At 65.7% G+C, this 22,300-nt stretch carries 19 protein-coding genes; 10 read left to right on the forward strand and 9 right to left on the reverse strand.

The window, feature by feature from the left end:
• Positions 1-48: 48 nt before the first annotated feature.
• Positions 49-309: a DUF2171 domain-containing protein gene (locus tag J4O76_RS14105; RefSeq protein WP_056055125.1), complete on the reverse strand. Its 261-nt coding sequence runs from the start codon at positions 307-309 to the stop codon at positions 49-51.
• Positions 310-365: 56 nt separating this feature from the next.
• Between J4O76_RS14105 and J4O76_RS14110 the strand changes: the two genes are divergently transcribed.
• The 5 genes from J4O76_RS14110 to J4O76_RS14130 all read left to right on the forward strand — a co-directional run bounded on the left by J4O76_RS14110 (position 366) and on the right by J4O76_RS14130 (position 2,770).
• Positions 366-569 (forward strand): hypothetical protein, encoded by a 204-nt coding sequence (locus J4O76_RS14110; RefSeq protein WP_056484646.1) that lies wholly within the window; start codon positions 366-368, stop codon positions 567-569.
• Positions 570-631: 62 nt separating this feature from the next.
• Positions 632-1,684: a ribonucleotide-diphosphate reductase subunit beta gene (locus J4O76_RS14115; protein WP_056484648.1), complete on the forward strand. Its 1,053-nt coding sequence runs from the start codon at positions 632-634 to the stop codon at positions 1,682-1,684.
• The gene (locus J4O76_RS14120) at positions 1,681-2,001 is read left to right on the forward strand and encodes a hypothetical protein (protein WP_426282502.1); all 321 of its coding nucleotides are present in this window, start codon (positions 1,681-1,683) and stop codon (positions 1,999-2,001) included. Before J4O76_RS14115 ends, J4O76_RS14120 begins: the two co-directional genes overlap by 4 nt.
• A gap of 50 nt (positions 2,002-2,051) precedes the next feature.
• Complete coding sequence (locus J4O76_RS14125) at positions 2,052-2,504, forward strand: hypothetical protein (protein WP_426282902.1); 453 nt, start codon at positions 2,052-2,054, stop codon at positions 2,502-2,504.
• Between the two features lie 125 nt (positions 2,505-2,629).
• The gene (locus J4O76_RS14130) at positions 2,630-2,770 is read left to right on the forward strand and encodes a hypothetical protein (protein WP_426282503.1); all 141 of its coding nucleotides are present in this window, start codon (positions 2,630-2,632) and stop codon (positions 2,768-2,770) included.
• 34 nt (positions 2,771-2,804) lie between these two features.
• Here the strand turns inward: J4O76_RS14130 and J4O76_RS14135 are convergent, their stop codons facing one another.
• The 5 genes from J4O76_RS14135 to J4O76_RS14155 form a co-directional block, all read right to left on the reverse strand.
• Positions 2,805-2,951, reverse strand: a complete 147-nt coding sequence (locus tag J4O76_RS14135) for a hypothetical protein (RefSeq protein WP_426282504.1) — start codon at positions 2,949-2,951, stop codon at positions 2,805-2,807.
• Positions 2,935-3,225, reverse strand: coding sequence for a type II toxin-antitoxin system RelE/ParE family toxin (locus tag J4O76_RS14140; RefSeq protein WP_426282505.1), 291 nt, complete (start codon positions 3,223-3,225; stop codon positions 2,935-2,937). The genes J4O76_RS14135 and J4O76_RS14140 overlap by 17 nt, the downstream gene beginning before the upstream one ends.
• A 220-nt stretch (positions 3,226-3,445) precedes the next feature.
• The gene (locus J4O76_RS14145; RefSeq protein ID WP_426282903.1) at positions 3,446-3,736 is read right to left on the reverse strand and encodes a thermonuclease family protein; all 291 of its coding nucleotides are present in this window, start codon (positions 3,734-3,736) and stop codon (positions 3,446-3,448) included.
• A 198-nt stretch (positions 3,737-3,934) separates the two neighbouring features.
• Complete coding sequence (locus J4O76_RS14150; protein WP_426282506.1) at positions 3,935-4,948, reverse strand: cupin-like domain-containing protein; 1,014 nt, start codon at positions 4,946-4,948, stop codon at positions 3,935-3,937.
• The gene (locus tag J4O76_RS14155) at positions 4,948-5,631 is read right to left on the reverse strand and encodes a SapC family protein (RefSeq protein ID WP_426282507.1); all 684 of its coding nucleotides are present in this window, start codon (positions 5,629-5,631) and stop codon (positions 4,948-4,950) included. The genes J4O76_RS14150 and J4O76_RS14155 overlap by 1 nt, the downstream gene beginning before the upstream one ends.
• Before the next feature lie 323 nt (positions 5,632-5,954).
• Between J4O76_RS14155 and J4O76_RS14160 the strand changes: the two genes are divergently transcribed.
• From J4O76_RS14160 to J4O76_RS14180, 5 genes are all read left to right on the forward strand, one after another.
• Positions 5,955-8,924, forward strand: coding sequence for a TonB-dependent receptor (locus J4O76_RS14160; protein WP_426282904.1), 2,970 nt, complete (start codon positions 5,955-5,957; stop codon positions 8,922-8,924).
• A 63-nt stretch (positions 8,925-8,987) separates the two neighbouring features.
• On the forward strand, positions 8,988-10,529 hold the full coding sequence (locus tag J4O76_RS14165; RefSeq protein ID WP_426282508.1) for a tryptophan halogenase family protein: 1,542 nt from the start codon (positions 8,988-8,990) through the stop codon (positions 10,527-10,529).
• A 16-nt stretch (positions 10,530-10,545) separates the two neighbouring features.
• The gene (locus tag J4O76_RS14170) at positions 10,546-12,498 is read left to right on the forward strand and encodes a sialate O-acetylesterase (RefSeq protein ID WP_426282509.1); all 1,953 of its coding nucleotides are present in this window, start codon (positions 10,546-10,548) and stop codon (positions 12,496-12,498) included.
• Between the two features lie 76 nt (positions 12,499-12,574).
• Positions 12,575-15,235: a glycoside hydrolase family 3 C-terminal domain-containing protein gene (locus J4O76_RS14175; protein WP_426282510.1), complete on the forward strand. Its 2,661-nt coding sequence runs from the start codon at positions 12,575-12,577 to the stop codon at positions 15,233-15,235.
• Positions 15,232-17,136 (forward strand): NPCBM/NEW2 domain-containing protein, encoded by a 1,905-nt coding sequence (locus J4O76_RS14180; protein ID WP_426282511.1) that lies wholly within the window; start codon positions 15,232-15,234, stop codon positions 17,134-17,136. Before J4O76_RS14175 ends, J4O76_RS14180 begins: the two co-directional genes overlap by 4 nt.
• A 162-nt stretch (positions 17,137-17,298) precedes the next feature.
• Here the strand turns inward: J4O76_RS14180 and J4O76_RS14185 are convergent, their stop codons facing one another.
• The 3 genes from J4O76_RS14185 to J4O76_RS14195 are packed head-to-tail and all read right to left on the reverse strand — an operon-like array spanning position 17,299 to position 22,293.
• Entirely contained in the window at positions 17,299-18,864 is a 1,566-nt protein-coding gene (locus tag J4O76_RS14185) for a glycoside hydrolase family 43 protein (RefSeq protein WP_426282512.1), read from the reverse strand.
• Entirely contained in the window at positions 18,861-19,883 is a 1,023-nt protein-coding gene (locus J4O76_RS14190) for an alpha/beta hydrolase (protein WP_426282905.1), read from the reverse strand. The genes J4O76_RS14185 and J4O76_RS14190 overlap by 4 nt, the downstream gene beginning before the upstream one ends.
• Positions 19,884-19,938: 55 nt before the next feature.
• Entirely contained in the window at positions 19,939-22,293 is a 2,355-nt protein-coding gene (locus tag J4O76_RS14195; protein WP_426282513.1) for a glycoside hydrolase family 95 protein, read from the reverse strand.
• Between the last annotated feature and the right edge of the window lie 7 nt (positions 22,294-22,300).

Genomic DNA, 22,300 nt, shown 5'->3' on the forward strand with positions numbered 1-22,300 from the left:
GGGGTTCGGACTGGCTATGCGGCGCGCTCGATGCGCACCGCGTTCGCGTCAGGCCTCTTCTTCGAACGTCACCGCCACGTCGGCGTTGGCGGAAAGCCGGACCTTGCCGTCCTCGATATCCGCGACCAGCCCGAGCGAGATGAAGTGATGATGCCCTTCATGGCTGCCCGTGCCCTCGACGACCTGCGCGCCCGAGTCCTTCTTGGTCAGCTTGATGCGGTTGCCTTCGACCTTGTCGACGGTACCGACATGGACGCCGTCCGCGCCGATGACTTCGGCATGTTCCTGGATCTTGGTTGCATCGACCATGGTCGTTCTCCTGTGTTGGGTTCGGGTGCTGAACGCGCGCCGGGCGAGTTGGTCGCATGACGTATGGTTCAGCTATCATGTTCGTGGTCGCGGGCGTGCTCGGAATCGTCGGCACCGCGATGCTGCTGCGTTTGCGCAGCCCGAGCATCACCGAGCAACAGACCTATGCGTTCCGCATGATCGGCATCATGCTCACCTCGGCCGCGATCGTCCTCGCGATGTCCGCCGCCGCGATGTGGCAGTGGAGCACCGAGACATGACGCCGCCCTCCTGATTCCCCCAGTTTCCCGATTTAAAACCCATTCCCCGAAAGGCTTACCCCATGTCCCTCCTTCACGCCTCCAAGCAGTACAAGCCGTTCGAATACCCTTGGGCGTTCGAGTTCTGGAAGCGCCAGCAGCAGCTCCACTGGCTCCCCGAGGAAGTGCCCCTGGGCGAGGATTGCCGCGATTGGGCGCAGAAGCTCAGCGATCACGAGCGCAACCTGCTCACGCAGATCTTCCGCTTCTTCACGCAGGCCGATGTCGAGGTGCAGGATTGCTACCACGAAAAGTATGGCCGCGTGTTCAAGCCGACAGAGATCAAGATGATGCTGACCTCGTTCAGCAACATGGAGACGGTCCACATCGCCGCCTACAGCCATCTGCTCGACACCATCGGCATGCCCGAGAGCGAGTACGGCGCCTTCCTCGAATATGCCGAGATGAAGGAAAAGCATGACTACATGCAGCAGTTCACCGTCGACAACGACGAGGACATCGCGCGCACGCTCGCCATGTTCGGCGGCTTCACCGAGGGCGTCCAGCTGTTCGCCTCGTTCGCGATGCTGATGAACTTCCCGCGCTTCAACAAGATGAAGGGCATGGGCCAGATCGTCACCTGGTCGATCCGCGACGAAAGCCTCCACTGCGAGGGCATCATCAAGATGTTCCACACCTTCTGTCAGGAGCGCCAGTGCCTGACCAAGGCGGTCAAGGACGACATCGCCGACGTCTGCCAGACGACGATCCGCCTCGAGGACAATTTCATCGACCTCGCCTTCGAGATGGGCCCGGTCAACGGCATGACCCCCAAGGAGATCAAGAAGTACATCCGCTTCATCGCCGACTGGCGCATGACGCAGCTCGGCCTGAAGCCGATCTACATGATCGACGAGCACCCACTGCCCTGGCTCGCCCCGATGCTCAACGGCGTCGAGCACGCCAACTTCTTCGAACAGCGCGCCACCGAATATTCGAAGGCCGCGACCAAGGGCCAGTGGAACGACGTCTGGGACTCGTTCGACAAGCGCCAGACCGCGAAGAAGGGTCCGATTGCGAATGTGGACCTGAGTGAGGTCCGGGATATGTTTAGCGATTCGGTTGCTGCTGAGTGACCGGCCTGCTGCATCGAACCGCGATCGTGTACGATTTTGACGGCACATTGTCGCCAGGCTCGATGCAGCAACACAATCTGTTGCCGGAAATGGGATACGCCGACGCAGACATCTTCTGGCAAGAAGTGAAGGCGCTCAATCGAGAGATCGATGGCGACGAGATTTTGACATACATGCACCTTCTTCAACAAAAGGAAGGTGATCATATGTCAAAGGAGCGCCTTGCTTCTCATGGTGCCTGTTTGCCGTATTTTGCGGGCGTAGACGACTGGTTCCCCGGATTAGCGAGTACGGGAAAACAAGAGGCCTTGAATTAGAGCATTACATTATAAGCTCTGGCCTTGAGGAAATTATCGAGGGAACGACGATAAGGAAGTACTTCAAGCATATTTTTGCGTCGAAATATGCTTATCGGGATGGCAAACCCCTTTGGCCGGCAGCTGCCGTAAATTATACCGGGAAGACCCAATATCTTTTCCGTATAAATAAGGGTGTTTTAAACCAATCGGACGATAAAGCCGTCAATCGTTGGATACCAATGAACGAACGCCCGATACCCTTTGAACGAATGATTTTCATCGGTGATGGCGACACCGATATTCCCGCCATGAAGATGCTCCGCTACCAACATGGTGTGCCGATCGCCGTCTTTGATCCAGATCGCTTCAAAGGACCAGATTCCGACAAGGTCTACAATCTGATCGCGGAAGATAGAGCTGACCATGTTTGTCCGGCGGATTACAGAGATAAGTCACAGCTAGATATTACTGTAAAAGGCGTGTTGGGCCGCATGGCGCGCAACGCTGGGTATCGTCCATAGATGATTTACCGGGGATCGCAGGTGCTGAACATCGAAACGACGGGATGGAACGCCACCGACCACCTCGACAGCGACGCCGCGGTCCTCGCCTATCTCGAAGCGGCTTCAAGGACGGCAACCTAGCGTTGATCACCGCTGCGCTGTCCGACGTAGCGAAGGCCCGCGGTAGCGCCGACCCGCCCAAGCCCCGGCTTGATATCGCGCTCGACTCGGTCATCCAAATGCTCAAGGATCTCGACCTCGAACTAACCGCAAAAGCGGAGTAAAAACTGCGTCGCAAATCGCAGCGTTTCGCTATGTTCAAACGGTCAGTTCGCGCAACACCTGTTCGATCGGGATCATCATCGATCGGTTGCGCGCTTGCGTCATCCCGCGCTCGATCTTGGCCCGCTTCCAAGCATCATAGTCGCACTGAACCAGTTGCTCTGACTCATTCGGTTCGATCATCTTCTGCCTCCTCGTCCCGCGCCCCATGCCTGACGCGCAAAATGATCACGCAGTCGTCAACCACGCGGTAGCGGAGAATATACGGCCATACCGTCGTCCGCTCACGCCGCCCGTTTCCAACGTCGCGGCCTCGATCTGGAAAGCTCGCGAGGCTGTCTGCCACCGCGATAAGCCGCGTGCCCAATGCATTGGCAGCAATGGGATTGAACTCGGAGACATAGGTAACGATCGCCTCTAGATTGGCGACGGCATCGTCCGTCCAGACGATGCGCAACTAATCGCCGACGCGGGGTCGGGGTAGAGGTTCTGTCGAACCCCATGACGATAGCCAGCGCTTGACCGCGTCGTGGCTGATCAACCGTCCGCTATGCACAGCTGCATCTGCCCGCGCGTCGGCCTCAGCCTCCGCAGCGGGATCGCTCGTATCGAACAGGGCATCATCGCGAGCCATCCTTGAGGGATACACCTCGATGGCAATCACGACCAGTGGCAACTCACGCCCATCCACACCAAGGCGGGCGCTTGCCGCCGCCATAACGCCGCGCGAGGCCGTGGCGGACCAGAACCGCCCCAAGCGACTCCCCACCCCTCTCGACGATGCGGAGTTTGCGGCCGTAGCGGTCGACGTCGCGCTTGATCGGGGTCGGCGTGAAGGGGCCCGCGTTGAGGAGCGGGTGCATCTTCGGCGTTGCCGCCTGCCCCAGCCGTGCTTCGCGGGCGCAGCGGGGTGGATGGGTTTCCGGCGTGTCGATGTCGGCGATGCAGATCTTAGTGCCGCCATCCAGACCGTGTCACCGTCGACGATGCAGTCGATCCGCTTGGCGTGGCCGCAGATCGTGAAGCGCGCGGAGACCGCCTTGCCGCTTGGCAGTGCGGAGGTGATCGCAACTGTGGACGCCGCACGGGCAACACTTGCCGCGGCTGACAGTTCGTCGCCGATCCCACGTACGAACTCCACACGACCGCTCATCACCCCCCCACTCTCAACCGCCGCGCAGCAGGCGCATCACCAGTGTTCGGATACGCCCGTAAGTCTCCTTCGACGCGCCGAGCACGCCGTGGCGTTCGGGCGGGAGGAATGCGAGCGGGTGGCCGTCGGGGCGGAACACGTAATGATCGAACCACGCGCGCCAAGCTGCGCGCTCGGCCGGCGGGCGTTCGGCGATCGTCAGCAGCGATAGCAGCATCGCGGTGTAGGGCTGGTCCGGTCCTGCGCTGAACCCGTCCCACCAGAAATTGACCAGGACGTTGACGTCGCCGACCGCCTCGACCTGATGCCACCAGAGTTTCGGCACGTAGAGCGCGTCGCCGGGGTCCAGCTCGACGACCAGCGCGCGGTCGCGGGCGTTCTCGAAGCGGGGGAAGCGCGGGTCGCCGGGCTCGCTGCCGACCGCGAGGCTGATCGGCTGGCCGGCAAGCGTGTGGTCGATCGGTCCGACATACAGGTCGCGAATCGCGTCGGGCGGGAACAGCGTGAAACGCCGCCGCCCCGCCGCGACGCACGCGACGTTGTCCATCGTGTCGTAATGACAGGCGACCGTCGAGGCGTGGCCGACCCAGAACCGCGGGCGCACCGCGGACGGTACGAACGGCAGGCGGGTCGTCTCCTCGATACCGGGGAAATACGTCTCCGCGGTCATCGATCCCATGTACATGCTGGCCCGGCCGGGGTCCGCCGCGCTGTCGAGGATTCGCGTCAGCGCCTCGCCGAAGGGCACCGCGCTGCGCTCGAAATTGAACCCGGCGAGCGTCGCGTCGTAAGTGTACCGCGCGCCGATCTCGGGCTTGCCGACGAACACTTCCGCAAGCTTGCCGCTATCGAAGCGGCGAAGCTGCGCCACCACGCCGTCGAGGGCCGCACCCGGCGTCGTCGCCCCCGACAACATCGGCCAATCCCGCGCCGCGCCGCGCAATACCGCGGGCTCGCACCGCGCCATCACCTCGGCCTGGAAAGTGTCCGGATCGCGCAACGCGTCGGCGGGCGGCTCGTGCAGCATCAGCCGATATCCGCCAACCGGTTGTTCCGGATCCGGCCGAGCGTCCGCAAATGGCGGATCGATCCGGCCTGCGCATAGGCGAGTTGCAGGTCGCCGCGGCGAAACAGATCGAGCACTGCGGCATCGGGCAATGCGTGCAGCGCGTCGAGGCTGATCGTGTAGAGCCCTTCGAGCGTCAGATGTTCGCCGTCGTCGAAGCTCATCGTCACGTCGATCGGTTCGAGCAGGCGATGCGCGAGGAAACGCTCGATCAGCGCGTCGGTCTCGGGAATGCCCGACTGGAGGACGTGCAAGGCCTGCTGGATACGCTTGAGTGGTAGCGCTGCCTCACCGTTCATGTCGAACAAAAGCTGGCCGTCCGGCTCCGCAAAGACACCGTGCTCGCGGTCGACGACCAGTTGCTCGTCGGTGATGTAGAAGCCTTGGCGTTCGAGGTCGGCGGGCCGGTAGTCGGGCAACGCCCCCTTGACCGCCATCAGGTTGCGGCCCGGCTCCAGGCCCATCACGACGCCTGCGTAGAAGGCGCCGGTCTCCGGGTGTTTCGTGAACAAAATCGCATAATACGGAGCAGCCTGGAGAAATTCGTCCGCGACGATCTGCGCGAATTGCCGCTCGCCATCGTGCGCGCGCGATACGCGCAACGCCGCGTGCTGCGCATGGCTCAGCATCTCCCAGATCGGCATCCATCTCTCTCCGTACAGTCTTCTTGCCCGAGAGATCGCACATGGCGCCCCGGTTGCAAAGCCTCACCGCGACCACTCATACAAATGCTTGCATTGATTGTTAGCCTGAGTATTGTGAGCGCTACCGTAGATGATCGAGACGGGGCGGAAACGCGCATGATTCGATCGTCGAAGTAACTTTGTCGTGGACGCCTCTCACAAGAAGGGCGGTGCGGCGCCGCATGAGGGGATGTTTGACCGTGACCACCACTACGCGCGCTTTCGGCTTTCGAGGACTGGCCCACCCATCGAGCGCACTCGCCTGCGCGACCAGCGTACTGGCGATGATGTGGTCGATCCCGGCAATGGCGCAGGATCGGGGCAATCTTCAGAACAGCACGACCACGCAGCCGTCCGCGCCGCAGCCAGCCGTGCCGACGTCCGCGAACACCACGCCCGCGTCGGAAGCCGGACAGCCGCAGGACGCAGCGACCGCGCCAGACGCGTCGCAGGGTAACACGGTGCAGGGCAGCGCCCCGCAGAGCGACGACATCATCGTCACCGGCCTGCGCGGATCGCTCCAGCGCAACCTCGACCTGAAGCGCACCTCGTCGGGCATCGTCGACGTCATCTCGGCCGAGGACATCGGCAAGTTCCCGGACTCCAACGTCGCGGCCGCCTTGCAGCGCCTGCCTGGCGTGACGATCCAGCGCTCCGGCTCGCGCGGTGAACCCACGGGCATTGCCGTGCGCGGCTTTGGCAACGACTTTAACACGACGCTGTATGATGGTCGTCGTATCTCGACCGCAACCGGCGGTCGCCAGATCGACTTCAGCACCGTCGGCGTCGACTTCATCGGCCAACTCAGTGTTCTCAAGACGCCCGACGTCACTCTGTCATCGAGTTCGATCGGTGCGACCGTGGACATCCAGTTCCCGAAGCCGTTCGATCATCCCGGCTTCCGCCTTGCCGCATCTGGTTCTGGTTCGATCCAGGACCGCTCGGGCAAGATCGCACCGACCGCTGGTCTCCTGATCAGCAGCACGAACAAGGACGAAACGTTCGGCGTCTTGGCGGACGTGATCTACACGCAGCGTAAGACCGATACCAACCGCGTGTACGTGTCCGGTTGGCCGGGCGGTAACTTTGCGCCGTGCCAGCTCGCGGGCAGCACCGGGGCGTGCGCCCCGACCAGCGACACTGCGTCGGCAGGCTATGCCAATCCGAACAACCGGCAGAACCTGCCAGGCTGGTTCCCGCAGCAATATGGCGCCGAACAGCAGCGCGTCAAAGATGAGCGTGTCGATGCGCGCGTCGCATTCCAATATCATCCGACCGACGACCTGATGGTAACGCTCGACAATAATTTCTCGCGTCAGGAAATTACTCAGAACAACTACGCGTTCGGCGTCTGGTTCAACCAGGGCGACTTGCGCAACGTGACGCTCGACAAGAACGGGACCGCGGTAGATTTTACCCAGACCGGCACGCCAACCGACTTCACTGCCGCGCGCAACACGGAAATCCTTCAGACCAACCAGACCGGGCTGAACGTCAAATACGATGTAACCGAAAACCTCACGCTGGAGGCAGACGGTTCCTATGCGAAGAGTTGGCGGAACCCCGGCAACGTAATCGGCAGCCAGAATGGCGACATCGGCTATGGCAACGCCCTCGGTAACGTCCTGCGCTTCACCGTCGATGGCAAAAGCAGCGACGCTTTCCCAACGATCAGCAACTTTGGTCCCGCCGGTGATGGCGCACGCTGGGCGGACCAGTCGCTGATCGGCTCGCACGTCGCGGTCAATCAGACGCAACGCAATACCGACGAACTCGCGCAGTTCCGCGGCAATGCCACCTGGAAGCAGGATGACCTGACGATCAAGGCCGGTGGCCAATATTATCAGGACACGTTCAACTTCCGCAATACGAGCACCTTCACGAACAATTTCTGGCAGGCCTATGCCGGTTACGGCGGGCCCTCCCGCGGAACATCCGGTATCTCGCCACTGCCCGCCAACTTGTATCAGGGATCAATCAGCCTCAACAACTTCATCCCGGGCTTCAACGGCAGTCTGCCGCCATCGGTGTTCGTGTTCAGCCCGATCGCCTATCAAAACTTCCTGTCCAGCTTGGGTAATCCGCAGGCACAGAACGTGCCGGGGTTCAATTATGCCAACGTGACCGGCTTCACGGGTGCGTTCGACGAAGCGGTCGATCCCGGGAGCATCGCGCGGGTTCGAGAGCGGACCTGGTCGCTGTACTTCAGCGTGAACTTCAAGACCGAGATCGGCAGCCTGCCGTTCACGTTCAACGCAGGCGTGCGTAACGAGAACACCAATCTGGCATCGGTCGGACAGGGCCGCTTGCCCACCGCGCTCGTCACCAGCACGGCGGACCGGACGCTGCTCAGCATCCCGACCTACACGAATGTGCAGGACGTCAGGAGCAACAGCTCATATTCGTATCTGCTGCCCAGCATGGATGCGAAGCTGGAACTCGCCAACAACCTGATCCTTCGCTTCGACGCCTCGCGCACGCTGACCCGTCCGTCGTTGAATCTGCTGAACCCGGTGCTCAATGTCGGCAATGGTCAACGCATCGGCGCCTTGTCGGCCAGCGGCGGCAATCCGAACCTGCGTCCGTATCTCGCCGACAATTTCGACGTCGGGGCCGAATGGTATTATCAGCGCAACTCATATCTCTCGGTCGGGTTCTTCCTGAAGAACGTCAGCAATTTCGTGGTTGGCGGCGTGACGCGACAGTCGATCAACGGCTTGATCGATCCGACGACGGGCACCTTGGCGAGCTTCGCCGTCACGCAGCAGGTAAACGGACCGGATGCCACCGTCCGCGGCATCGAGCTTGCCTGGCAGCAGGTGTTCGGCACCTCGGGCTTCGGGTTCCAAGCCAACGCGACCTTCGTCAACACCAACCGGCCGTATGACGACAAGAACATCTCGCAGACCGGCTTCGCGGTTACCGGGTTGGCAAACTCGGCAAACTTCGTCGGCTTCTACGAAAAGAACGGGTTCCAGTTCCGCACCGCACTCAACTGGCGTGACCAGTATCTCCTGGCGTTCGGCCAGAACCAGAATACCGGTTCGTTCGGGTCCGAGCCGACCTTCGTCGACCAGAGCTTCCAGGTTGATCTGTCGACAAGCTACGACATCAACAGGCAGTTCAGCGTCTTCGCCGAAGCGTTGAACGTCAACAACAACCAGCAGAGCACGCACGGGCGCTACGACAACCAGTTGCTCGACGTGTTCGACTACGGCCGCCGCTACACCGCGGGCGTCCGCTTCCACTTCTGATCCCCCTCCCACTGGCGGAGCACGACCTGTTCGTGCTCCGCCTTTTTTCGATTACGCTGCACCATGCACGAAATTCAGAACATCGTTATCGTCGGCGGCGGCACCGCAGGGTGGCTGACCGCGGGCGTGATCGCGGCCAAGCACCAGGCGCGGCGCCAGCATGGCTTCACCGTCACTTTGGTCGAATCGCCCAACGTGCCGACGATCGGCGTCGGCGAAGGGACGTGGCCGACGCTGCGTTCGACGCTCAAGAAGATGGGCTTGTCGGAAACCGAGTTGTTTCGGCAGTGCGACGCGTCGTTCAAGCAGGGCGCCCGGTTCAATCGCTGGACCACCGGTGCGCCGGACGACGGCTATTATCACCCGCTGATGCTCCCGCAGCACTTCGGCCAGGTGAACCTCGCACCGCACTGGCTCGCGGACGAGGGCAGTGCGACGTTCTGCGATACGGTCACGCCGCAGGGCCGGATCTGCGACGAAGGGCTCGGCCCCAAGACGATCGCGACGCCCGAATATGACGGCCATGCGAACTACGCGTATCACCTCGACGCGGGCAAGTTCTCGCATTTCCTTCAGCGGCATTGCTGCGACACGCTCGGCGTCCGCCATGTGAAGGCCGACGTCACCGAGGTGCATCTCGACGAGAGCGGCGACATCGCCAACCTCGATACCGAACAGGGCATATCGATCGCGGGCGACCTGTTCATCGATTGCACCGGCTTTGCCGCGCTGCTGATCGGCGGCGCGATGAAGGTGCCGTTCCGCAGCTGCACCGACATATTGTTTTGCGACACCGCGCTGGCGATGCAGGTGCCCTATGACGTGCCCGACGCGCCGATCGCGAGCCACACGATCTCGACCGCGCAGTCGGCCGGCTGGATCTGGGATATCGGCCTGCCGACGCGACGCGGGGTCGGCCATGTCTTCTCGAGCAGCCACATCAGCGCGGACGCCGCCGAGCAGGAATTGCGCGATTATATCGGCCCCGCCGCGCGCGACCTGACCGCGCGCCGGCTGGCGATCCGTGCCGGCCACCGCGAGCAATTCTGGGTGCGCAACTGCGTCGCGGTCGGGCTCGCCGCGGGGTTTCTCGAACCGCTGGAGGCATCCGCGATCGTCCTGATCGAGCTGTCCGCGAAGATGATCGCCGAGCAGATGCCCGCGTGTCGCGAAGTGATGGACGTCGTCTCGCACCGCTTCAACGACACGGCGCATTATCGCTGGGGCCGGATCATCGACTTCCTCAAGCTGCATTATGCGCTGACTAAGCGGACCGACACCGAGTTCTGGCGTGACAACGTCCGGCCGGAGTCGATCCCCGACCGGCTGGCGGGCCTGATGGAGCTGTGGCGGTTCCAGTCGCCCTGGATCCATGACGAATTCGATCGCGCCGAGGAGGTCTTCCCGTCGGCGAGCTATCAATATGTGTTGTACGGCATGGGCGCGCGAACCGCGGTGATGCCGGGGTCGATCGACGACGATGTCGCGCTGGCTCGGCGCGCGCGGCACGACAACGAGGTGCAGACGCAGCGGCTGGTGAGCAGCCTGCCCGGCCACCGCGATCTCATCGACCGTATCAAGCGCCACGGCCTCCAGCCGATCTAGCCGTCAGGGGAATAGTATGCGGACCGTCACAGCGTGCCTGGCCATCGGCGCGATCCTAACCATCGGTGCGACCGCTGCGTCGGCATCGCCGCGCCTCGATGGCGTCATGGGCGATCATGCGGTGATCCAACGCGGGCAGCCCATCGTCCTGACCGGGCAGGCCGCAGCCGGTGAAACCGTGATGATCACGCTGGCGGGGCGCAGCGTCACCGCCAAGGCCGCGCGCGATGGCAGCTTTTCGGCGAGCCTGCCCGCCCTCCCCGCCGGCGGTCCGTACGACCTGACGATCGCGGCGCCGAGCGGTGCGGCCGTCCTGCGCGATATCCTGGTCGGCGACGTTTTCCTGTGTTCGGGCCAGAGCAACATGGAACTCCGCGTCGAGCAGGGACAGGGCCTGTTCCCCGACGCGCATCCGGAGGTCGATGACAAGCTACGCCTGCTGACGATCGCCAAGGTCTCCGCCGCCGCACCGGTCGCGCGGTTTGCCCAACAGCCGACGTGGACGGTGTCCGGTCCGACCACGGCACCCAGCTTCTCGGCCGCGTGTTTCTACATGGTCCAGGCGCTGCGCCGTACGTCGGGCGTACCGATCGGCGCGGTGCATTCGAGCTGGGGCGGGTCGCGGATCAGCGCGTGGATGAGCGACTCCGCGCTGCGCCAGGCCGGGCTCGGCGCCCCCGCCGATCTGCTCGCGCTCTATGCCCGCGATCCCGCCGCCGCCAACCGGCAGGCGTCGACGATCTGGGAAAGCTGGTGGCGCGACGGCTCGGGCGACGCCGCTGGCCGCGAGCCGTGGCAGCCGGATGCCGCGCTCGACTGGCATCCGGTGCCCGCGATGACCAATTTCGAGACCTGGGGCGTGCCCCCACTCGCCGATTACAACGGCATGATCTGGTATCAGCACGAGGTCCAGCTGAGCGCCGAGCAGGCACGCGGCCCGGCGACGTTGGTGCTGGGCATGGTCGACGACGCGGACCGCACCTGGGTCAACGGCGTGGGCGTCGGTGGCAGTAGCCTCGCGTCGCAATCGCGCGTCTACGCGCTGGCCGCCGGTAGCTTGAAGGCCGGGCGCAACGTCATCACCGTCAACGACGACGACGTCTATGCCTATGGCGGGATGACCGGCCCCGCGGACTCGATGCGACTGTCGTTCGCCGACGGGAGCAGCGTGCCGCTCGGCACCGGCTGGCGCTATGCGATCGCCAAGCGGCTCGCAGGCGCCGCACCGCGCGTGCCGTGGGACGACATCAACGGCGCAGGCACGCTCTACAACGCGATGATCGCGCCGCTCGGTGCTACGAAGTTCGCCGGGATGGCCTGGTACCAGGGCGAGTCCGACACCGGCATCCCCGGTTACGACCGCCGGATGACCGCGTTGATCGCCGACTGGCGTCACCGTTTCGGCACGCCCGAGACCGGGTTCGGCATCGTCCAGCTCGCCAATTACGGCAGCCCGGCGATCGCGCCGGGCGAGAGCGGCTGGGGCGACGTCCGCGATGCGCAGCGACGCGTGGCGGCGGCGGACCCGCATGCCGGCATCGCCGTCGCGCTCGACCTCGGCGATGCGCTCGACATCCATCCCGGCGAGAAGCACGAGGTCGGGCAAAGGCTCGCGCGTGTGATGCGCGTCGCAGTCTACGGCGAGAAGATCGCGCCGTCCGGCCCTGCCGTCGCCGATGCAAAGCGCTCGGCGGATGGCGGCGTCACGGTGCGGTTCAGCGGCGTGACGGGCGCGCTGCATGCCCGCAGTGCCGCGCAGGCGATCGGCTTCGAACTGTGCGGCGCCGCGGTCGGCACTTGTCGCTACGCTCCGGGCAAGGTCGCGGGGTCCGAGGTGACGCTGCCCGGCGATGGCCAACCCGTCACACGCGTCCGCTATGCCTGGGCGGACGCCCCGGCGACCAACCTTGCCGACGACGCACCGCTGCCCGTCGGCACGTTCGAAGTGCCGGTCCTGCCGGCGCGATAAACCCCGAACGGGTGCGAAGAACAAGAACGGCCGCCAACGCGCGCCGCAACGGGAGAGACTGACGATGCGCATGACCATGAAGGCGAAAGCCCTGGCGACGGCCGGGCTCGCGCTCGCATTCTCCCCGGCGATCGCGCGCGAGCCGACCGCCGCGCCGAGCCTGCGGACGACGCCCGACCCCGCCGAGCAGATGGCGCGGACGATGGTGTCGCGGATGACGCTCGACGAGAAACTGCCGCAGTTGCTCAACGTCGCGCCCGCCATCCCGCGGCTCGGCGTGCCCGCGTATAATTGGTGGACCGAGTCGCTGCACGGCGCGCTTGGGCCGCTCGCGACCACCAACTTTCCCGAACCGATCGGCCTCGCCGCAAGCTTCGACGCGCCAATCGTCCACGACGTCGCGAGTGCGATCAGCGAGGAGGTGCGCGGGCTGCACACGCTCGGTCGCGAGACCGGCAGGAACGGGCATATCGGCACCGGGCTCGACACATGGTCGCCCAACATCAACATCTTCCGCGATCCGCGCTGGGGCCGCGGGCAGGAGACGTATGGCGAGGATCCGTTCCTGACCGCGACGATGGGCGTCGCGTTCGTGACCGGAATGCAGGGCCCCAACCCCGATCGCCCGCAGGTGATTGCCACGCCCAAGCACTTCGCGGTCCACAGCGGCCCCGAGGGCACGCGCCACCAGGCCAACGTCTACATCTCCGCGCACGACCTGGAGGACACCTACCTCCCCGCCTTCCGCGCCGCCTTGGTCGACGGGCATGCAGGCTCGGTGATGTGCGCGTACAACCGCATCGACGGCCAGCCGGCCTGCGCCAGCGACCTGTTGCTCAAGGAGCATTTGCGCGGTGCGTGGGGCTTCAAGGGCTATGTCGTGTCCGATTGCGACGCGGTGAAGGACATCGCCGACAACCATAAATACGCGCCCGACAGCGCCGCCGCGGTCGCCGCCGCGATGCGCGCGGGCGTCGACAACGAGTGCAACGGCGAGACGCTGGGCGACACCGCGGGCTTGGAGACCCGGTACCGCGAGGCTCTGAACCGCGACCTGATCACCGAGGCGGACGTCGACCAGAGCCTCGTCCGCCTGTTCACCGCGCGGTATCGCAACGGCGACCTGCTCGGACTTGCCGGCGCCCCCAAGGCGTTGCCGACCAGCGTCGTCGGCGCCCCCGAGCATCGGCGACTGGCGCTGGCTGCGGCCGAACGGTCGATGGTGCTGCTGAAGAACGACGGCATCCTGCCGCTCAAGCCAGGCGTGAAGCTCGCCGTGATCGGCCCGCTCGGCGATGCGACGCGCGTACTCCGCGGCAATTATTCGTCGCCGCTGTCGGGCCAGCCGATATCGGTGCTGGAGGGGCTGAAGACCGCGCTCGGTACAAGCCAGGTCACGCTCGTGCCGTTCGGCGAGTCCGTCACGGACGGCGACCGCGTGCCGACATCCGCGCTGCTCACGCCCGACGGCAAGCCCGGCCTGCTCGCGCGCTACTATAATCCGACGACGCCGATGCCCGCGCAATACGCCCGCGGCGCGCGCGAGAAACTCGTCGCCGCCGCCAAGTACCAGGCGCAGCCGGTAGTAACGCGCATCGAGCCGGACGTCGGCGATCGCAACCTCGATCTCGCACGCGTCACCGACGTCCACCGTACCGAATGGACCGGCTTCCTTGTGCCCCCGGAAAGCGGCACCTACCGCGTCGGCCTGTCGGGATCGGGCGGCACGCTGACGCTCGACAACAAGATGATCTCCGACCGGCGCAAGGCACGCTGGAACGACCTGCCCGGCATGACGACGCTGAAACTCGAAGGCGGCAAGCGCTATGCGATCCGCGCGGAGGGCAGCGGGATCGACCTGGTTTGGAAGCGCGTGTCGGATGCGCCGTCCGCCGAGCTTCGTCGCGCGGCCGCTGGCGCCGACGTGCTGGTCGCGGTGGTCGGCCTCACCTCCGACCTGGAGGCCGAGGAAACCGGCGTGACGGTGCCGGGCTTCTCGGGTGGCGACAAGACCACGCTCGACCTGCCCGCGGACCAGATCGCGATGCTCGAACAGGCCAAGGCCACCGGCAAGCCGATCGTGCTCGTCACGATGAACGGCAGCCCGATCAACCTCGCCTGGGCGAAGGACAATGCCGCCGCGGTGCTGGAGGCCTGGTATCCGGGCGAGACCGGCGGCACCGCCGCGGCCAACATCCTGACCGGCCGCACCAACCCGTCGGGCCGCCTGCCGCTCACCTTCTATCGCAGCGTCGGCGACCTGCCGCCGTTCGGCGATTACGCGATGAAGGGCCGCACCTATCGCTATTTCGCGGGCACGCCGGTCTATCCGTTCGGCCACGGGCTCAGCTACACGAAGTTTGGCTATGCACCGCTGACCGTCACGCCCGTACGCGGCGGCGCCGAGAACGGCCTGCGCGTCACCACGCGACTGACCAACCAGGGCGATCGACCCGGCGAGGAGGTCGCGCAACTCTATCTCGACTTTCCCGATCGGCCTGGCACCCCGCGGATCGCGCTGCGCGGGTTCCAGCGCGTCGCACTCCGCCCCGGTGAAGCACGCAGCCTGACGTTCGACCTGTCGCCGCGCGATCTGAGTTCGGTCGCGCTGGACGGTGCACGTTCGGTCGCTGCCGGCACCTACCGCGTGACGGTGGGCGCGGGGCAGCCCGGCACGGGTGTCGCGGGGCAGACGGCCAGCTTCACGGCGCGCCAGTCGGCGGAGCTGCCGAAGTGAGCCGCGTACGGACACTCGCGACGCTCGGCACCGCGCTGGTCGCGCTCTGCACGCCGATCGCGGCACTGGCGGATCCGCTGACCCCGACCGGAAAATGGAGCGCCAATACCGATGGCTCCGCAGCCGTGCCGCCGATGGGCTGGAGTTCGTGGAACGCCTTCAACAGCGACGTCGACGAGGAAAAGGTGCTCGCCTCGGCGCAGGCGCTGATCGACACCAAGTTGCGCGACATCGGCTATCGCTACGTCAATATCGACGATGGCTGGTGGCTGAAGCGTCGCCAACCCGACGGCCGGCTGCTGATCCGCACCAGCCACTTCCCGTCCGCCGCGACCGGTGCAGACACGAGCTTCCGCCCGTTTACCGACCGGCTCCACGCGATGGGCCTCAAGGTCGGCATCTATTCGGACATCGGCCGCAACAGCTGCGGCCAGATCTACACCCCCGATTTCAAGAACCAGCCCGAGGGCAGCGTCGCCGAGCGCGAGGTCGGGCTGTACGGTCATGTCGACCAGGACATCCGACTGTTCTTCGCGGAATGGAACTTCGATTTCCTGAAGGTCGACGGCTGCGGCGCGCGCGGCCTGCCCGTGGACGCACCGCGCGTGAAGTCCGGCCTGTACCGCGCCCTCACACCACTCGTCGACATGCAGTCGCTTGGTGGAACGGACATCGCCGGTATCCGCGGCCTCTACGAACAGGTCCACACCGCGCTGCACACGCACGCCGGCGACCGCGCGTACGTGTATTCGCTATGCCTGTGGGGCGCGGGCGACGTGCGCGCGTGGGGCAAGGACGTCGGCAACACCTCGCGCACCAGCGACGACATCCAGCCGGTCTGGCCGCGGATGCTCACCAACCTCGACACCGTCACGCACCGCGCGCTCTACGCGCATCCGGGATCGTGGAACGACCCCGACATGCTGTTCGTCGGCACCGGCGATTTCGACGCGGCACACAGCGCGGAGGCGCGCTCGCACTTCGCATTGTGGGCGATGCTCAACGCGCCGCTGATCATCGGCTACGACTTGCGCAAGCTTACGCCGGACCTGCTCGCGATCTTCGGCAACGCGGATATCGTTGCGCTGAACCAGGATTCGGCGGGCAACCAGGCGGTGCTCGCCTATGACTCGTCGGAGGTGCAGACCTTCGTCAAGACGCTCGCGGACGGCAGCAAGGGCGTCGCATTGTTCAACCGTACCGCCTCGCCTGCCAAGGCGGTGCTGACCGCCGAACAACTCAAGATGCTGCCGACCGCCGACGTGCGCCTGAAGGACCTCTGGACCAAGAAGGAGCAGAGCTTCCGCAAGGAGATCGCGGTGACGCTCGCGCCGCACGAGACACTGATTTTCCGCGCGACCGGCACGCGGCGGTTGCCGGGCGGGCTATACCTTTCCGAGCAGACCGGCCGCGTCAATCCGGCAACCGATGGCGTGGTCGTGCCGCAGCCGGATCCGACGATCTACCAGTCGATCACGCCGTGGACGGGCACCCGCGGCGGCGGCGAGCACCCGCAATATGGCGGCTGGGGCGGCGCCGAATCCGACCGCGCGCCATACGGCAAGCTGTTGCGCGTGGCCGGCACCGACTTCGACACGGGGATCGGCGTGCTCGCAAACTCCCGCCTCGAAGTGCGCAACCAGGGCTATGCGCGGTTCGCCGCCAAGGTCGGCATCAACGATTCCGGCCAGCCGCGTTCGGGCACGACGGTGTTCGAGGTCTGGGGCGATGGTCGCCTGCTGGCCAAGTCCCGGCCGATGGGGTTTGGTGAGGCAGCGGTCCCGCTCGAGGCGAAGGTGACGGGTGTACGGATTGTCGAACTGGTGGCGCGGGGGAGCGGTGCGGCGAATGCCGGGGCGCCGCAACCTGCGACATGGGCGGACGCTGCGTTGTTGAAATAGGCGACTGGTTTCGGGTTCGGGTCTTGAACCCGAACCAAACCCCACCCATCATCCTGACGAAAGGCAGGATCCAGAGCCACGAGTTCGCGTCCGTTACTCTGGATCCTGACTTTCGTCAGGATGACGGAGGGTTGGCGTGGTCGCTACGTTGGTCGCTTAGTCCTAACGCACCCGCTCCGGCTTGCCCGGCGGCAACGCCGACAGCGTGAACCGGTCGACGTCCAGCCACCCCAAACTCCCCGTCGGCGCGTAGCAGAACACCGCGAGCTGCTCGCCCTGGAACGTCCCCGTCCGCCACGCGAACGCGAGCGGAAAGTCGCCGCCCAGCCCGGTCCAGCGCCGCCCGTCCACACTATACGCCACGCGCGCCCGGTCGGTCGTGAAGTCCATGTCGGTCCGCAACCACAGCGCCTCGGTCCGCGGCAACGGCGCGGTGGCGCGAACCTCGCTCCGGGCACCGGCGACCGTGTCTTCGGTCACCTCCATCGCCAGCGTGGCCTTGCCCACCGCCGCGCCCTGCACCGTGATATTCCCACTGAACTGCCCGAACGTCCCGAACCCGCAGCGATCGCCCGGTGCCAGATGGCGGATGTCGAGCTTCACCTCGGCCCGGCTCGCCGGCCCCTGCCCCTTCTGCACCAGCGTATTGCGCGCGCTCCAGAACCCGGTCGCGACCGTCGGCTTCAGCCGCAACCAACCCGGCCGCTCGCTCAACGACCAGCGCGAAGGCTCGGGATTGTGGTTCCACTGCCACTGCAACCCGAGCGTCGGTTTACCGAAATCGTCCGACGTCGCCGGCTCCGCGAACGCCCCACCCAGGATCGGTTTGGCGGCACGCCGCGGCACGCGACCGGGCGCCTCGCGCGTCCCCCATACCGGCCAGTCGTCCTGCCAGAACACCGGGCTGAGGTTCGTCATCCGCCCAATCGCGCCGCTATCCTCCATCACGAAGCCGAACCAGCGGCCATCGGGCAGGTCGACCAAAGCGCCTTGATGCCCACCCGTCTTGTCGTCGATCTGGTCGCGCGTTTCCCACGGTCCGAACAGGCTGCGCGACCGCGACACGGTCAGCCCCAGCCGCGGCGGCAGCGCGTTGAAGAGGTAATAATACGTACCGCGCCGGATGATCTTCGATCCCTCCGCGCCCTTGATGTAATGCACTTTCTGCGACGCGGTGACGTGCGCTAGTTGCTTGTCGAGTGTCAGCAGCGCGATCGTGCCGTCCGCGGTGCTCGCGGTCGCAAGATACGCGCGCCCGTCCGGCTCGATGAACAGCCCCGGATCGAACGCCTCGCGCTCCAGTTCGTGATAGCGCCACGGCCCGCGCACGTCCTTCGCGTACCAGATCCGCGTCTTCTGCCCGACCGGCGTATTGGCGAGATAATAGGTGCCGGCGTGGTAGCGTAAGGACGACGCATACAGCCCGTGCCGGTACGCGTTGCCGCCCTTCAGATCGTATTCGGGCGTGCCCTCCAGCCGATCGACGAGGTGCGACGCGAGCGTCCAGTTGATCAGATCGCGGCTGTGCAGGATCGTGATGCCGGGCGTATTCGCGAACGTCGTCGTCGCGAAATAATAGTCGCTGCCGACCCGGATGATGTCGGGATCGGGATAATCCGCGAACAGCACCGGATTGCGGAAGCTCCCGTCGCCCTGGTCCGATCGCCACACCTGCGCCGACGCAGCCGTCGCCAGCAGCCCCAGCGCGACCGCCACCGCGACCCTCATTTGCCGAACGCCAGCGCGCGCGAGAAGAACGGCATCATCGTGTCCTGCACGCGGCCGGCGACGCCGCTGGTATGATCGCCCGGATACACCTCGAAGCTGTTCGGGATCCCGTAGCTGTCGAGCGCGGCGTGGAGCTTGCCGGCATCGTCCTTCAGCCCGTCGCGGTCGCCGACGTCGATCCCGATCGCTGCATAGCGCCGGAGATTGCCGGCATATTGGTCGAGCATCGCCAGCGGCGCATTGGCCGCCCAGCGCGCCAGCACGTCGGGTTGCGGCACGCCGTCCTTGACCGGCAGATCGAGATACAGTGGCGGCGCCTTGGGGTTGGGCGACCAGGCCGCGGCGGTCGCGAGTTGCGCGCGCTGCCCCCATGACAGGGTCGCGCTGTCCGCGGGCGAACGCAGCGCGCGGATCGCCGTCTCGGTCGCCGTATCGGGTGTGCCGAGCGCGCGCGTCGACAGGCAGCACGGGCTCATCATGTAGAGCGCGCCGAACACGTCCGCGTGCTTCATGCCGATCCGCGCGGTGCCGTAGCCGCCCATCGAATGTCCCGCGAGCCCGCGGCTGCGACGGTCCGCGATCGTCCGGTAATGGCCGTCGACATAGCCGACCAAGTCGCGCGCGACGAACGTCTCGAAATCGCCGACCGTGACCGAACTCGAATAGAAGGACCCGTTATGCGCGGTCTTGCTGTCGGGGATCACGACGATCATCTCACGCGCGCCCTTCGCGAACGCGCCCTCGATCGTCTGCGGCACGTGGATCTCGCCGATCCACTGCTCCGCGCCGATCGAATAGCCGTGGAACGCGTACACGACGGGATAGCGCCGCGTCGGGTTGGCGCGATAGCTCGGCGGCAGCACCACCAGCACTGCGCGGTCCGGGCTCTCGCCTTCGAGATTGCCCTCGATCGCGGGCGAGTGGACGGTGATCCGCTCGATCGTCACCGGCTTAGCACCGGCAACCGGCGGCGGTCCGGGCGTCTTGACCTGCGCCGAAGCGGAACCGGTCGACAGCATCAACGCAGTGCCGAGTGCAACGAGAAGCTTGTTCACGGACATCCCCTTTTGTTGTTCACGCGCGTGCGAGGCCGGTGCCGCGAAGTCTCACCGCTTTCCCCGGGCTCAGCACGACCTCGCCCCCCCGCGCGCCGAGCCGGATCACGCGACGCCCCGACATCTCGCCACGAACCACCGCCTCGACCAGTTCGCCGCCCTGCCAACGCAGGTCGACCGAACACCGTCCGCGCGCGCGCAGCCCAGTCACTGACCCCGCAGGCCACGCCCCCGGTAGCGCGGGCAGCAACAAGATTTCGTCGCCCCGACTCTGCATCAGCATTTCCGCCATCGCCCGCGTGCCGCCGAAATTGCCGTCGATCTGGAACGGCGGATGCGCGTCGAACAGATTGGGATAGGTCCGCTCGGGGCCCAGCAGGAAGGCGAGGATACGGTGCGCGTGATCGCCATCGCGCAGCCGCGCCCACAGGTTCGCACGCCACGCGGTCGCCCAGCCGGTCGACTCGTCGCCCCGCAGTTCCAGCGACCGCCGCGCCGCCTGTGCCAGCGCAGGCGTGCGGTCGAGATCGATCTGGTCGCTCGGGAACAGCCCGTAAAGATGCGAGACATGGCGGTGATGAGGCTCGGGCGCGGCGGCGTCCCAGTCGCGCTGCCACTCCTGAAGCTGACCCTCCGCGCCGATATGATCGGGTGCGAGCCGCGCGCGCGCCGCCGCCACCTCCGTCGCAAACGGCGCATCGATCTTGAGCAATGCCGCCGCCTGCCCGACCTGGTCGAACAGATCGCGCAGGATCTGCATGTCCATCGCCGGCCCCGCGCAGATCGATGCGCCCGCTGGGTGGATGTTCTCGGGCGACAGCGACGGATTGGTCACCAGCGCGCCGGTCGCCGGATCGGTCTGCAACGTATCGAGGAAGAACAACGCCGCCCCGCGCATCAGCGGATAGACCGAGCGCAGATAGGCAAGGTCGCGCCCGTAATCGTAGCGATCCCACAGATGCGTGCACAGCCAAGCGCCACCGGTCGGCCACAGCCCCCATTGCGCCCCGTCGATCGGCGCCGTCGCGCGCCACAGATCGGTGTTGTGATGACACATCCACCCACGTGCACCATACATCGTCCGCGCCGTGCGCTCACCCGTGATCGCCAGTTCGCGCACCATCTGCACCAGCGGCGCGGTGCACTCGGCCAGCGCGGTCACTTCCGCCGGCCAATAGTTCATCTCGGTGTTGATATTGACGGTGTATTTGGATTCCCACGGCGGCTTGATCGCGTCGTTCCAGATACCCTGCAAGTTCGCCGGCTGCGTCCCCGGTCGCGACGACGCGATCAGCAGATAGCGGCCATAGTCGAAATACAGCGTCGCCAGTGCCGGATCATCGTCGGCACGGTTGGCGCGGACGCGCTCGTCGGTCGGCTTGTCCGCCGCCGCAGTGCGTCCGAGATCGAGTGTCACGCGACGGAACAGCGCACGGTGCGCGGCACTCATTTCTGCGCGGATCCGCTCAATACCGCGAAGGCTGGCACGATCGAGCGTGGCGAGCGTCGCCGCTTCCGGGTTGCCGCTCACATCGTCGAACCGGCGATAACTCGTCGCCATCGCCACCAGCACCGTGACCGCGCGTGCTCCCGTGATGCGAACCCGGTTGCCATCTTTCGAGACGACACCGCCCACCGTCGAAACGCGCGCGCGCGCCGCGAACCGCAACCGCCCCGCAATCCCCGCACGTTCGCCATTATGCCCGGCCAGCGTCACCGTCGCGCCGTCGATCGAGACGCTCGCGCCAAGCTGCGGCGACTGGAGGCCCACCAGTAGGTCGAACGGCCGATCGCCAACAAGGTGCACCGCGATCACCTGATCCTCGGGCGACGCGAACACATCGCGCCGAAACCGCGTGCCGCCCATCGTGAAACTGGTGGTCGCGACCGCCGCATCGAGATCGAGCTGCCGGACATAGTCGCCGACAGCCCCCGACCCGCCGGGCATCTCCAGCATCAGGTCGCCGACCGGCTGGTACGCCATCTGAGTCTTGGGCAGGCCCATGACCTGCGCATTGGCGAGCGCCTGCGCCTCGGCGAACTTGCCCGCGTCGATCAACCGCCGCACCTCGGGCAGCGCCGCGTGCGCCGCCGGGTTGACCGGATCATACGGCCCCCCGGTCCACAGCGTATCCTCGTTCAGTTGCAACCGCTCGCTGGCGGTCCCGCCGAACACCATCGCGCCGAGCCGGCCATTGCCGACCGGCAACGCCTCAGTCCAGGCGACCGCCGGCTGCCGGTACCAGAGCCGAGGGCCATCGGCTGGGACCGCCGCCCACGCCTGACCCGGTCCAGCGCCGGGTCCGGCAAGCGCAGCGACGGCGACCGCCGCTGCGCCTTCCAGCATGTCGCGACGCGTGGGTTCGACGGCCATCGCCCGA

The organism is Sphingomonas sp. NFX23 (assembly GCF_049887795.1).
Lineage (GTDB): Bacteria > Pseudomonadota > Alphaproteobacteria > Sphingomonadales > Sphingomonadaceae > Sphingomonas.